Annotated in this window: 12 protein-coding genes; 5 read left to right on the top strand and 7 right to left on the bottom strand. The window is 45.7% G+C overall.

Going from position 1 to position 12,287, the window contains the following annotated elements; all coding sequences use genetic code 11:
- Positions 1 to 335 precede the first annotated feature (335 nt).
- A complete protein-coding gene (locus tag KAI37_RS07345; RefSeq protein WP_013309439.1) occupies positions 336 to 584 on the top strand; it encodes an AbrB/MazE/SpoVT family DNA-binding domain-containing protein in 249 nt (82 codons plus the stop codon).
- A 98-nt stretch (positions 585 to 682) separates the two neighbouring features.
- On the opposite strand, the gene KAI37_RS07350 is transcribed toward KAI37_RS07345, so the two are convergent.
- Both KAI37_RS07350 and KAI37_RS07355 read right to left on the bottom strand, forming a co-directional pair.
- Positions 683 to 1,750, bottom strand: coding sequence for a phosphodiester glycosidase family protein (locus KAI37_RS07350; RefSeq protein ID WP_071640071.1), 1,068 nt, complete (start codon positions 1,748 to 1,750; stop codon positions 683 to 685).
- Positions 1,747 to 2,154 carry a hypothetical protein gene (locus KAI37_RS07355; RefSeq protein WP_071640072.1) on the bottom strand — a complete coding sequence of 136 codons (408 nt, stop codon included), beginning with the start codon at positions 2,152 to 2,154 and terminating at the stop codon, positions 1,747 to 1,749. Before KAI37_RS07355 ends, KAI37_RS07350 begins: the two co-directional genes overlap by 4 nt.
- A 276-nt stretch (positions 2,155 to 2,430) precedes the next feature.
- Between KAI37_RS07355 and KAI37_RS07360 the strand changes: the two genes are divergently transcribed.
- Together KAI37_RS07360 and KAI37_RS07365 are read left to right on the top strand one after the other, a co-directional pair.
- Positions 2,431 to 3,087: a response regulator transcription factor gene (locus tag KAI37_RS07360; RefSeq protein ID WP_023987808.1), complete on the top strand. Its 657-nt coding sequence runs from the start codon at positions 2,431 to 2,433 to the stop codon at positions 3,085 to 3,087.
- A gap of 50 nt (positions 3,088 to 3,137) precedes the next feature.
- A complete protein-coding gene (locus KAI37_RS07365; RefSeq protein WP_029516518.1) occupies positions 3,138 to 4,391 on the top strand; it encodes an aminotransferase-like domain-containing protein in 1,254 nt (417 codons plus the stop codon).
- Positions 4,392 to 4,410: 19 nt separating this feature from the next.
- Here KAI37_RS07365 and KAI37_RS07370 read toward each other — a convergent pair whose 3' ends face one another.
- Positions 4,411 to 5,244 (bottom strand): DUF2161 domain-containing phosphodiesterase, encoded by an 834-nt coding sequence (locus KAI37_RS07370; RefSeq protein WP_104495125.1) that lies wholly within the window; start codon positions 5,242 to 5,244, stop codon positions 4,411 to 4,413.
- Between the two features lie 283 nt (positions 5,245 to 5,527).
- Between KAI37_RS07370 and KAI37_RS07375 the strand changes: the two genes are divergently transcribed.
- Positions 5,528 to 7,423 carry a PrkA family serine protein kinase gene (locus KAI37_RS07375; protein ID WP_023987811.1) on the top strand — a complete coding sequence of 632 codons (1,896 nt, stop codon included), beginning with the start codon at positions 5,528 to 5,530 and terminating at the stop codon, positions 7,421 to 7,423.
- Between the two features lie 293 nt (positions 7,424 to 7,716).
- Positions 7,717 to 8,718: a globin-coupled sensor protein gene (locus KAI37_RS07380; protein WP_220030989.1), complete on the top strand. Its 1,002-nt coding sequence runs from the start codon at positions 7,717 to 7,719 to the stop codon at positions 8,716 to 8,718.
- Between the two features lie 140 nt (positions 8,719 to 8,858).
- Here the strand turns inward: KAI37_RS07380 and KAI37_RS07385 are convergent, their stop codons facing one another.
- From KAI37_RS07385 to KAI37_RS07400, 4 genes are all read right to left on the bottom strand, one after another.
- On the bottom strand, positions 8,859 to 9,755 hold the full coding sequence (locus tag KAI37_RS07385; protein WP_220030990.1) for an aminoglycoside phosphotransferase family protein: 897 nt from the start codon (positions 9,753 to 9,755) through the stop codon (positions 8,859 to 8,861).
- Positions 9,756 to 9,773: 18 nt separating this feature from the next.
- A complete protein-coding gene (locus KAI37_RS07390) occupies positions 9,774 to 10,784 on the bottom strand; it encodes an aminoglycoside phosphotransferase family protein (RefSeq protein WP_220030991.1) in 1,011 nt (336 codons plus the stop codon).
- A gap of 206 nt (positions 10,785 to 10,990) precedes the next feature.
- Complete coding sequence (locus tag KAI37_RS07395) at positions 10,991 to 11,542, bottom strand: PepSY domain-containing protein (RefSeq protein ID WP_023987815.1); 552 nt, start codon at positions 11,540 to 11,542, stop codon at positions 10,991 to 10,993.
- Between the two features lie 130 nt (positions 11,543 to 11,672).
- Positions 11,673 to 12,266, bottom strand: coding sequence for a PepSY domain-containing protein (locus KAI37_RS07400; protein WP_071640078.1), 594 nt, complete (start codon positions 12,264 to 12,266; stop codon positions 11,673 to 11,675).
- Positions 12,267 to 12,287 lie beyond the last annotated feature (21 nt).

A 12,287-nucleotide genomic window follows, 5' to 3' on the forward strand; every position in this document is an offset into this window, starting at 1 on the left:
GGACCTTAGTTGCTAATAAAAGTTTTACTTTTATTGCTCAAAGGTACATGACAGTGGAGCTTAAATAAAGGTTGTATGGTCGAAAATTTGCGAAATTTCTCAGCGAGGGCTAATGAGAATTGGCTTTCCGGTCGATAAAAATATTATAGACATTCTGTACCATACTTTGATATGGTTCATGATTTTATGAAAAAATGTAATAAAATTTCCTGTGATCAGCAGGATTCGACAAAAAGACAGCGAATACTACATAAAGAATAGTGTCTTTGTACCTAGTTTTTCGCATGGTAAGAAATTTGTAAGTTATTACTCAATAGGAGAGGTGTACGATCACGATGAAACCTGCCGGTGTGGTACGTAAAGTTGATCAGCTGGGGAGAATAGTTTTGCCTAAGTCACTGCGTAAAAGATACCAAATGAATGAGGGAGATCCTGTCGAAATTTTGGTTCAGGGTGACCACATTATTTTGGAGCGTTACCGTCCAAAATGTGTATTCTGCGGGTCAGTAGAACAAGTGAACGATTTCAAAGACCGTTATATTTGTGCTCAATGCCTGACAGAAATGACACAGTATTCCTCCTAAATGAGGCAAAAGCATCACGACATTCGTTCGTGATGCTTTTTTTCGGATAGAGCCGTACGTCGGGTAGCATATTTAATTTAGTAGTAGACTACAGGTAGCTATTTATAGAACAAAAAATGAGTAGGGACTGGACGCAAATTACCATCTGACGGTTTGTTTACAACTCGACCGTTTAGTATAAGCGAAGAAGAACCGCCTCCGTCCAAATTATAGGCATCTTGAACACCTAGATTGTACATTTTCCCTTGCAGTTCTTCGAGCGTCGCGCCCGAACCCCCGCTTTCATTGTAGCCGTCTACGACAATAATGAGCAACTGATCATCTTTATAGTTGCCAATGACCGTACGTGGGGCCCGCTTGGGGGAGACTTTCCATTTGTCAGGAATAGGCATTTTTTGTCCCCTTTGTAGCAGGACGGGAACGAAGGTAGCCCCAAAGGCAGGCTTTAAGCTGTCGAGAGCACTTTGACTGTAAAATTTGCCACCGATAAGCTTGCCATCGTTACTCAGTCCGACGAAGGACAAATCCTTAAAACTGGACTGAAAGCCAGTAAGGTAGTGGCCGTTCAAGACAGTAGTGCTTAATGGATAGCGTTTGCCGTCTCCATCCGCAAAGCCGCCTGCATTGATGCCTGCAATAGCTCCGTGTCTCAAGACTGCACGCATGGTGGTTTCGGAGCCACCCAATTTGTCACTTCCCAAAGACATTTTCATAGCAGTAGGATCTTTAAGTTTAACCTTCATAGCGTAGCCATGATAAATTCCCGGGTTTACCTTAAACAATTCAATGGTAATCCGGTTGCTATCTACCCGCTCATAGGGAACCCCCAGTTTGGCGGTGATGCGTCGATCATAGATGACCGCGGGCCGCTTGGACTGCCTAGAGGCAGTCACGACAAGCTGATTCATCGTTTGGGTCGTTTGCTTGTATAGCTCAGAAGTCCGGCGAATCGTAGACAAGGTGTATGTTGCCGTTTGCTTGGCTTCATCAAGCTGCTTGCCTACTGATTGCGTTTGTAGAGTGACTTCAGCTTTTTGCAGACTCGAAGAAGTAGACCCAGGAAAGCTCAATGAGGGTTGCACTAACAAAATACACCCCAACAAACCGATAAAAGGAGCAAGGGCCAACATAAAGAACCGGTTCACTTGTTTTGCGTCTACATTCATTTTAGCAAGTCCATTTTTTTCTGAAGCGTATTGAGTTGCTGCTTGACTTCGTTTAATTGGGTATACAGTTTATTGCTGTTATCGGTCTTATTGTTTGCATTATCCTTCGTAAAGGTCAGTAGTTCATTGAAGGACTGGACTTTTCCCTGCAATCCGCTAACTTCCTTGGAAAGAGCAGTCAGTTGCTTTTCATAGTCAGATTTGAGTGCTTGAATCTGTTGGTCTGTATGGGTTTGCATCTCGTTTAGCATTTGCTGCTTCAAGTGATTGCTATACAGATAGGTTGCGAGAGCACCTAGTATAATAAGAATGAACCAAAATAGCAGAAAAGCCTTTACGGGTAACCCCTTTCTTGAATTGCTCCGCCGAGCTTCGGTAGGAGGATGTTCAGGTGAAGCTTGCATACGATTTTCAACTCCCGTGTAAAGTCAAATTTCCAGTCTTTATTTGCAGTTCCAATTCTATCATGGGCCTATTTATTTCGCAAAAGCGAAATAGTCGTATAAAAATATTGGAAAAAGAGATTGCATCGGAAGGAAGTCCTAGGATACAATTTCCTTAAACGTTTTTCGCTTCCTATACGTTCACATTCGCGCAATTTCTACATATGCAATCCCCAATTTTAAAATTATTTTTGCTACTAACTATGTATTTTTTTTGTAAAATCAGGAGGTTTAGATATGAGAAAAGTATGGCAGGTGGTCATCATAGATATCCATCCTACAAGTATGCTGGGAACAAAGCTTATTTTGGAAGACCAGCAGGATTTGCTTGTCAGAGGGATGTCTTCCTCCGGAACGGAAGGCTTGGAGCTGGCTTGCTCCATTCGACCGGAAATCATTTTAATGGACTACAGGTTGCCTGAGGGAACGGCGGAACCATTTTTAACACAAATGCGGGCCTTGTCTCCGGACAGCCATATTGTTATTATGACGGATGAGGATAATATTACGTTGTTTCAGCAGCTAATTTCGCTTGGAGCAAATGGAATGCTATCCAAGCAGGCATCACCGAGCCAGTTAATCCATCTGATCAACGGTTTACGCGAAGGATTTGCTTCTTTACCAATGGACTGGATTCGGTGTGGAAACTGGCCCTTTATGCCGTTAATGGCATCCGAGCCTTTTGACGAATTGACACAAACCGAAGTGTTTATTATGGAACGTATTGTACAAGGTATTACATATGACAAAATTGCTATCGAGATCGAAGTTAGCCGGCGCTCCATTGATAATTATCTACGTAAAATTTATGCGAAATTAGGCGTGTCCAGCCGGGCGCAGGCGATTGAACGTTACGCCTTATATGCGCGTCAGATGAAGCAGCTATATGCCTGACGCGTCAGCCCGGAGATCATGACCTATTTTTCAGGAGAAGGAGGATGTTCATGCAATATTCCTTTGCTTCACGAACGGCTGCGATGTTGGCTTCTCCAGTGCGTCATATCCGGGAAAATGCGAGAAGACACTCCTTTATATCTCTGGCTGAAGAACTACCTGCACAAGAGCTGTTTCCGGTGAAGTTGCTGGAAGAAGCGGCCCATGATGTGTTTGGCTCCGGCCCTGACGCCCTCCAGTATGGTGAACCGGAGGGCTATTTCCCTTTGCGGGCATGGCTTGCGGGAGAGTGGGAACAGCGTAAAGGAGTAAGAGTACCACCAGGTCAAATCCTTCTCACGACAGGCAGTCAGCAGGCCATTGACCTGATCATAAGGCTGATGGTGGATGAGCGTGATCCGGTATTGGTTGAAAACCCTACATCTCCTGGATGTTTACAAGTACTATCTATGCAGGGTGCGCAGATCGTTCCTGTAGAATCGGATGGGGAAGGTGTCATTCCTGATAAGCTTGAAGCTTTAATGATCCGTTATCGACCCAAGCTTTTTTTTGCCACGCCAACGTTTACAAACCCGACGGGCTCCTTGTGGAGCGCGGCAAGGCGGCAGGAAATTTTGGATCTGTGCAGGCATCATGAGGTGCTAGTAGTTGAGGATGATTCTTATGGTGAATTGCATTTGAAGCAAAAAAATGAGTCCCATGACAAGAGTCCGCATGGTCAGAGTCGAAAATTTGCAGAGACTTACCCCTCACTATTTGCGCTGGATCATGCGGGCCAGGGAGGTCAAGTACTCTATATCGGTTCGTTCAATAAAACAGTTGCTCCTGCGCTGAGAACGGGTTGGGCTGCTGGTCCTGCGCCGCTGATTGAAGGAATGTACGCCTTAAAACAGTTGGCTGATATGCAATCCAGTACGATGAACCAACGGCTGCTGTTCCAATTGCTGACCAGCTCGCGTTTTCAATGGCACGAGCACTTGGCGATGTTGAACAAGGAATATTCGACTCGACTTCAATTAATCTTGGAGCTGCTCAAGCGCCCGTTTTGGAAAGACGTGACATATCATATTCCGTCCGGTGGCATGTATGTATGGGTGCAGTTGCCCGATGGGCTGGACAGCGCATTGCTGCTAAAGGCGGCGTTACCCAAAGGCGTAGCCTTTATGCCAGGTGCGCTATGTGCGGTTGGCAGTGAAGGCGCGTCCCATATCCGACTCAATTTTAGCCATCCGGGCCGTGAGCAATTGCTTATGGGCATGAATCTGATCGGTGAGACGATCAGTGAATTTACTGCGCGGAGCTAGCAAAAACCATAGCCCCATGTTAGTCATCCTCCGCTTCCGCAGCAACGGTGGAGTAAGTGATTGGCGCTTCCGCAATCTGGCGCTGTCCACTGTCCTCGTCAAGCTCTGCGTCCATACCAGTGGCCGTTTTAATGCCATGCTCTTGCAGCACTGCCGCATACTCGTTCAGGGCAGCTTCGCCAAACGGAGTCAGATGATAGCGGCCGCGGGATACGCGCTCAAACCAGCCGTAGTAGTTGTGCTGAAGTACGGCAGCAGCTGTGCTGACGGCTGCTATGCGGGCGAGCTGCGCCGGAGCGGCTTCCCCTAAGCTCTGCAAGGCTACGGCTACGCGCAGCGCTTTTTCCCGATAGGCAGTGACCAGCTTGCGTCGGGTGCTGCCGCCGATATTGTGGTCACCGCTGCGTGCGTGAAATTCCCGCAGCAGCTTTTCCTTGCGTGAGCCGGGGCGTACCTTTGCTGCATTGTGGACATTGTCGCTAGGCGCCGCAGGCTTACACAGTACCTCAACGAGCGGCGGCTTAGTTTTAAAATGGGTGACAGTGAGCAAGCCAAGTCCTAACTGGCGGCACAGTCCGACCAGCTCGTTCCAGCGCTGATTCACTGCCCCTTTTTTGGCGCGATTCCGTTCCACAGCTACATATACATTGCTGCTTAGTTTTAAACGCTGCATGCCTTGCAGCACAAGCGCCAGGTTAAACGTCTTTTTGATCTCCACAATCAGTGGTGTCTGCTGCCCTGGCTTGATACCCACCAAATCGCAGTTGCGCACCTCTCCTTTGACTTCATATCCCAAGTTCTCAAAAAAGGCTTTCACCGGAGCGTACAGCTCCGTCTCATGCCGAACCGCCATGACTTCTTCCGCTCCTTTATCCCATTATTCCGAGCTTATATTGTACCATAATGCGTCAGGTCCGCGTCGTTGTTGTATATTTTAGCACAGTGTATCCCTTGTTTTTTTCGAAAAAGCAGAGAGACCTGTCATAAAAAATAGGTCAATTCTTAAATCAATCTGCATAGGTATGTATTACACTTTTTTTAAGGGGATTGCATCATATCCTGAAAGGCGTGACGAGTGTAGCCATAATCATCAGGAGTGGAGGATAGTCATTACGCAGTCATGGGAGGAACCGAGCATGAATATTTTTGAACGCGTTGCGGAGTACCGGGCGGAAAACAACCGTCTGGCCTGGAGCGGCACTTTTAGAGAGTATATTGAGATACTCAAGAAAGACCCGACGCCGGCGATGACAGCTCATGCACGGGTTTACAAGATGATTGAATCTTTTGGTGTAGAAGAGGTTGGGGGGCATAAGCGATACAAATTTTTTGAGCAGGAGATCTTTGGACTGGATCGAGCGCTGGAAAAGTTGGTGGAGGAATATTTCCATTCCTCAGCCAGGCGGCTCGATGTGCGCAAGCGTATCCTTCTTTTGATGGGACCCGTCAGTGGGGGGAAATCGACATTGGTCACGTTGCTAAAACGTGGTCTGGAGAAATTTTCGAGAACGGATCAGGGAGCTGTATACGCGATTGAAGGCTGCCCCATGCACGAGGACCCGCTTCATCTGATTCCCCATGAGTTGCGTCCCGATTTTGAAAAGGAGCTGGGTGTACGGATTGAAGGTAATCTCTGCCCATCCTGCCAGATGAGATTGCGCACGGAATTTGATGGCGATATTGAAAAGGTCCGCGTGGAGCGGGTATTTATATCGGAAGAAAACCGGATTGGTATTGGTACGTTCAGTCCTTCTGATCCGAAGTCACAGGATATTGCTGATTTGACGGGCAGCATCGACTTTTCCACGATTACGGAGTATGGTTCGGAATCCGACCCGCGTGCATATCGGTTTGACGGAGAATTGAACAAAGCGAATCGTGGACTGATGGAGTTTCAGGAAATGCTGAAATGCGATGAGAAGTTTTTGTGGAATTTGCTTTCTCTGACCCAAGAGGGAAACTTCAAGGCTGGGCGGTTTGCGCTCATCAGTGCAGATGAACTGATCGTGGCTCACACCAATGAATCCGAGTATAAAAGCTTTATTGCAAACAAAAAGAACGAGGCGTTGCAATCACGGATGATTGTAATGCCGATTCCTTATAACCTGAAAGTATCTGAGGAAGAAAAGATTTACGCCAAGCTCATTGAACAAAGTGATATGAAACATATCCACATTGCGCCTCATGCGCTGCGAACGGCTGCCATTTTCTCCGTGCTTACGCGCTTGAAGGAGACGAAGAAACAGGGGATGGATCTGGTCAAAAAGATGCGCATGTATGACGGTGAAGAGGTCGAAGGATACAAGGAAGCCGATCTGAAAGAAATGCAAAGTGAGTTTCTGGAGGAAGGTATGTCCGGGGTAGACCCGCGGTACGTCATTAATCGTATTTCTAGTGCATTGATTAAGCAAAATGTGGAATCCATCAATGCCCTGGACATTTTACGAGCAATTAAGGATGGTCTGGATCAGCATGCCTCCATCACAAAGGAAGAGCGAGAACGCTATCTGAATTTCATTTCCGTGGCTCGTAAGGAATATGACGAATTGGCAAAAAAAGAAGTGCAGAAGGCCTTTGTGTACTCTTTCGAGGAATCAGCCAAGACGCTGTTTGACAACTACTTGGATAACATCGAAGCTTTTTGCAATTGGGCGAAAATTCGCGATCCACTCACAGATGAGGAACTCGACCCGGATGAGCGGCTCATGCGCTCTATTGAGGAGCAAATCGGGGTATCGGAAAATGCGAAAAAAGCGTTCCGTGAAGAAATATTAATCCGTATTTCCGCGTATTCTCGCAAGGGACGGAAGTTTGAGTATCATCATCATGATCGGCTGCGAGAAGCCATTGAGAAGAAGCTGTTCGCCGATTTGAAGGATATTGTGAAGATTACGACTTCGACCAAAACGCCTGACGCTAATCAGCTCAAACGGATGAATGAAGTAATTAAGCGACTGATTGAGGAGCATGGCTACACAGGAGCCAGCGCTAACGATCTGTTGAGGTATGTAGGTAGCCTCCTGAATCGGTAAGACGAAATAATAAACAAGTACAGTATGGTGAAACCATGGGTTGATCTGGATGGTGCTACACGGTTGTGAGGTATCCGATCAACGTGTTTCGTAGAGGGAATTCGGCAAGCACAGGGAATTTCAGGTGCTGTCGGATTCTTTTTTTGTATCATCAGGCCAGTTGTGATTATATATTTTCTGAAATTGCTATGAAAAAAATCATAATCAATCTTCTGCTTTTTTAACATTTTCTAAAAAGTTACCGATAAATATGGTAATGTAAAATCTATGTAAACTATTATTTGGAGGAACTTATGATTCATGTCGCGGAGAGTAGATTAAAACAGATACAATATATTGGTATTACTGATGATGATTTGGCTTTATTGCATCATTATCAGGGACTATTCCAATCTATTGTGAATGAGGTGGTCGATCGGTTTTATGAGCATGTAGAAAAGGTTCCGCATCTCATGTCGATTATTTCCAAATGGTCGAATATTGAACGACTAAAACAAACACAACGTGAATACTGGCTTTCTCTCGCAGATGGAAAAATAGATGATCCGTTTATCGAACACCGTCTTTTTGTGGGGCAGGTACATTCCCGAATCGGATTGTCTTCCGATTATTATTTGGGCACGTACATTGCTTATCTTGATATTGCAGTGGACATTTTAAAGCGTTCGGGGATAGAGGACTGGTTTTCTATTGTGCATGCTCTTTCCAAAATGTTCAACCTGGATTCCCAGCTTGTACTGGAAGCTTATCAGGAAAAGGAAAAGGAACAAATCAACGAGCTGGCCGACGAACAAACGCAGGTGCTGACCGTTGTGTCCCGAATTGCGCAAAATTTGACCGGGATGATTGCTGAGCTTAGGGAAAATACGGATAATATCGCGGAGAGTGCCTGCAACACTGCTTCTTCGCAGGAACATACAGAGGAATTGGTACAGCATTTGAGTGACGAGATTAAGCATATTGAGCAGATGAGCGGTACGATCCGGGAACTGTCTGATCAGACTCATCTGCTGGGACTGAATGCGGCGATTGAGGCTGCCCATGCGCAGGAAGCAGGGCGCGGGTTTCAAATTGTGGCACAGGAGGTGCGAAAGCTTGCATCTAATTCGAAGCAAGCACAGGAGCAAATTCAGCGCAAGGTGCTGGATATTGCCCGTATGCTTGACAGTGTACAATCCGAAACAGCTGCCACAACAGCCAGTGCCCGGCAACAGGCTTCCAGCTCAGAGGAATTGGCTTCGTTCACAAAGCTGATCGAAAACATGGTGAAGGAATTGGAAATGCTGCAGGTGTAAGATGTGGCTTGAATGTACTATGGGGACAGCAAGTCGATTGGCTTTAGCGGCATGCGCTTTTCCTGTAGTCGGTGTCAGAACACAAAAAAACAGACCTTTTCATCGGGTCTGTTTTTTTTGTTTAGTTCCAAGCTGACAGATTATAATAATGATCTAAGTTCACGTCGGTATTTGTTCAAATGCACGAACGACGGAATGACTCGCTTGGCAGAACGGAAGCCGCCTATTCTGATATTGCGGACCACATGATAGGGAGAGATCAATAGTGCGTGAAGCAGATGCAAATCATGGGTGCTCAATGGACGATTTCGTTGATAGTAATCTATCGCGCGCAGCATCTTTGTCCCATTCCAAAGACAATTCCGATGAAGAAGATGGGAGAGATCTTTCATCCTTACATGTAGGGAGCAATTTTCAAAGTCGATCAAATGGATTTTGAGCTGTTTGTCTTTAATCAGATTGGGATAATTATAGTCACCGTGTATAAATGCGGCGGCTTTTTGCTCTTGAGCAATGGCTTCTCTAACTTTGGGCTGCTGTAGGCGATGGGACACTTCTTCACAAAGAGCTACAAGATGTGCTGTGCCTCTGTATGGGATGAGGCGTTTTTTGTATCCAGCTATTTCATCGCTCAAGCCTTCATAACGAATTCTGGATGGCGGAGCTTCGGTGACAGGAAAGCCCACGGCACTGGAATGGAATTTGGCTAAAGTAGCAATTCCCTTTTTGAAGTCTATTCTTTTTGTAAATTCTGGTCTGAGTCCATGAACCCAATTGGTTAATGTATACGAAACACCTTCATAGGTCATGTAAGCCGTTTGTTGTACTGTTGGATAGACCTTTTGGCTGCGTGTAAACCCGCGCTCATCCAAGTAGGACAAGACACGTGTAATAAAACGGATCTCTTCTTCCGGGAATTTGTAGGGTTTTAAGCAATAAGTCGTATTAGCGGTCTCAATCTTGTGAATGTCCTTCATTTGACGGGTACGCTGAATTTTGATTCCGTACATCTGCTCAACGTTCGATAAAATCGACATTTTGATCCTCACTTTCTTTTATACATGAGCCCACTCCTGCAAAATATGGATGATTTGTAATCGAAGAGGCCACGACTGATCCCAATTGTCCAGGATTTCGCGATCTCTTGAACGATTCGGGTGTCGGGAAGCATGCCAGGCTTCTCGTGGTAGTTTATATAAAGCTGTAACAATCTTCCGTTCAGTACGGCTTAGTGGTTTGCGCTTCTGGTATCCCTTCAGCAAGGATTGCACAAATTCAGGATTGAATTGAGTCGTATTCATAAGGGCCTTTGCCAAATCAGCATAGATTGAGCCGATCTTAGCCCGATCCCAATCAATGATTTTGAGATGACCGTCATCCGAAATAATGACATTTGGGGTAGTGATATCACTGTGTATCAAGGAGGGATGCCGATGTTCCATCCGAAGCAGCCTTATGATGGATGCATCCTGTAAATCCTTCCATGCTCGCATGGATAAACGTTTGCAGTCTTCGCCGTGAGCATTGTACCAGTTGCGGTACGTTTTATCATGGCGACTGTTTTTTATCATTTTTCTTTGAAAAAGACGATCCTGGTTTTTCCATATCCGCAATTGTTGAATGGTCGGAGGGGACTTTCCTTTATCCATCCGATGCAAGCCGGTGGAGGTGGCGTGAAGTGTGGCAAGTGCCCGCCCCAGTTTTTCGAAATCTTCAGCGGTCTCCAGTCCCCGTCCTTTGATCCACTGACTTACATAAAATGGAGTCCCTTGATATAGAGTCCATAACTTGCCGGAATGAGTGGGGAGCCATGCGGGCATGTAGGTATACTTTCTCTTTTTCAAAAGCCTGATATGACTCGCAGCTCGTTCCATCTGTTGAATCGTATTTGAACCGACCATCTTTGTACGACTAAAGGGCTTTAATGCATAAGTTCCCTTTTTCGTCTTCACCTGGATCACTGCATTTTTTCGGTATAATGAGGAGACTAAGCTTGATTTTAACGGGATCAGGCCGAAACGACGGGTAATTTTGCGAATCTGTGCTTTAGTATAGGATTTCGCCATAAGAACCTCACTTGACTTTGGATTGAAGAAAAAGGTAATCCTCTGTTAGTTATCAGTCTATTCGTGAAGAAATAATAGGTGCAGTTTTATGGAGCCATTTTCGTTCTTTTCCTGTGTCACATTGGTCAAAAAAACGGAGCAGCGAAAGTTCGCTGCTCCGTTTTAATTAGCTCTGTATTTAGTTACCCTGATTATGACCTGGGTGATTAATATTCGTTGTCATCATCATCTTCGTCTGTATCCACGATTGCGCCAGATGATGCATGGATTTCAAGCTCAACGGTTCCTTCGTTGGTGAGTACCTTTACCTCGTAGATGAACTGTCCATCTTCCTTATCCAATTTAGAAGACAAAAGGGTACTCCCGGGCACGTGCTTAAGCGCAATTTGTCCAGCCTGCTTTTCAGTCAGGGTGATGTGATTTGGTTTGTTAAGGGAGGACTCGTCATTCGAGTCATGATCAAGCTCAGAATGGGAACGGATGGTTTTCCCAGTATAAGCATCAACATCTATATCCCAATCTTTATCCCCTTGCTGGAGATCCACCTCATAGTAGACTTTTCCGTTCTTGCGCTCCAGTTCGACATCTTCAACTTGTGCATTATTCCCCACAGCCTTCTTGGCAATGTTGGCAGCTGCGGTCGCTCCAATAAGGCCCGTAGGTTTAGCGGCCCATACGGCATTCGCTGAGACACCCGTAACCGTAACTCCAAGCAGAACCGTGGCTGCCATAATTCCTAATGTATAGTTTTTTTTCATTACATAATTCCTCCTTGTGCTATAAGCATGAATACAGCTTATCTCTTGAACATGAGAGGAACATAATAGAATCATGAGAAAACTATGAGAAAACCATGAGAAAACATGAGCTGAGTTGATCATCAAGTCGTCATGATTCGTTGTGCTCCTGTTTTTCTTTTTCCCAAGTTATAGAGTCGATAGAGCCCGATACTGCATTGACCTGCACTACTGCTTCACGCCCATCTTTTACCTCAACCTCAACCAGATAGTAGAGGCCTTTGTCGTTGCGATGAAGCTCAATATCATCGGATGTTCCGTTAACTGCTTTGGCAGCAAGCCTGGCTGCTTCTTTCTCTGTAATAACGAGAGAAACCGGGTCAGGTTTATTAGCTGGATTCGATGTGTCTCTGGTTGGTGAGGTACCGGGCTTATGATCTTGGGGCTCCTGCTTCGCATCTGTATAAGCCTGTGTCCGCTTAATGGAGTCGATGACACCGTCATAGGCATTGGCTTTTATATCGTACTTCCCTTTGGCGCGTTCCAGCCTGATCAGATAAAAATCACCCAAGCGTTGGGATTCGAGCACCTCGCCGGGATACTGATGCAAAACGGATTGGATGACGGCTTTTTCTTCCAATGGAGAAGCTGCTAACGACCGTGCCCAAGGCCACTGTAAAAGACAAATTGTAATCAATACAGCCGCCAACGTACCCCCAATCATCCACACATAGATGGCTTTCATCGTTATTCCCTCCTTTGGCTT

Origin of the sequence: Paenibacillus sp. S25 (assembly GCF_019454085.1) — a bacterium.
In the GTDB taxonomy this organism is placed as follows: domain Bacteria; phylum Bacillota; class Bacilli; order Paenibacillales; family Paenibacillaceae; genus Paenibacillus; species Paenibacillus polymyxa_B.

Coding starts and splice junctions, on each gene's coding strand:
- KAI37_RS07385 (WP_220030990.1), bottom strand. CDS start 9,755: ATGTCGATTTTATCGAACGTTGAGCAGATGTACGGAATCAAAATTCAG.
- KAI37_RS07380 (WP_220030989.1), top strand. CDS start 7,717: ATGATTCATGTCGCGGAGAGTAGATTAAAACAGATACAATATATTGGT.
- KAI37_RS07360 (WP_023987808.1), top strand. CDS start 2,431: ATGAGAAAAGTATGGCAGGTGGTCATCATAGATATCCATCCTACAAGT.
- KAI37_RS07395 (WP_023987815.1), bottom strand. CDS start 11,542: ATGAAAAAAAACTATACATTAGGAATTATGGCAGCCACGGTTCTGCTT.
- KAI37_RS07355 (WP_071640072.1), bottom strand. CDS start 2,154: ATGCAAGCTTCACCTGAACATCCTCCTACCGAAGCTCGGCGGAGCAAT.
- KAI37_RS07350 (WP_071640071.1), bottom strand. CDS start 1,750: ATGAATGTAGACGCAAAACAAGTGAACCGGTTCTTTATGTTGGCCCTT.
- KAI37_RS07400 (WP_071640078.1), bottom strand. CDS start 12,266: ATGAAAGCCATCTATGTGTGGATGATTGGGGGTACGTTGGCGGCTGTA.
- KAI37_RS07345 (WP_013309439.1), top strand. CDS start 336: ATGAAACCTGCCGGTGTGGTACGTAAAGTTGATCAGCTGGGGAGAATA.
- KAI37_RS07375 (WP_023987811.1), top strand. CDS start 5,528: ATGAATATTTTTGAACGCGTTGCGGAGTACCGGGCGGAAAACAACCGT.
- KAI37_RS07370 (WP_104495125.1), bottom strand. CDS start 5,244: ATGGCGGTTCGGCATGAGACGGAGCTGTACGCTCCGGTGAAAGCCTTT.
- KAI37_RS07390 (WP_220030991.1), bottom strand. CDS start 10,784: ATGGCGAAATCCTATACTAAAGCACAGATTCGCAAAATTACCCGTCGT.
- KAI37_RS07365 (WP_029516518.1), top strand. CDS start 3,138: ATGCAATATTCCTTTGCTTCACGAACGGCTGCGATGTTGGCTTCTCCA.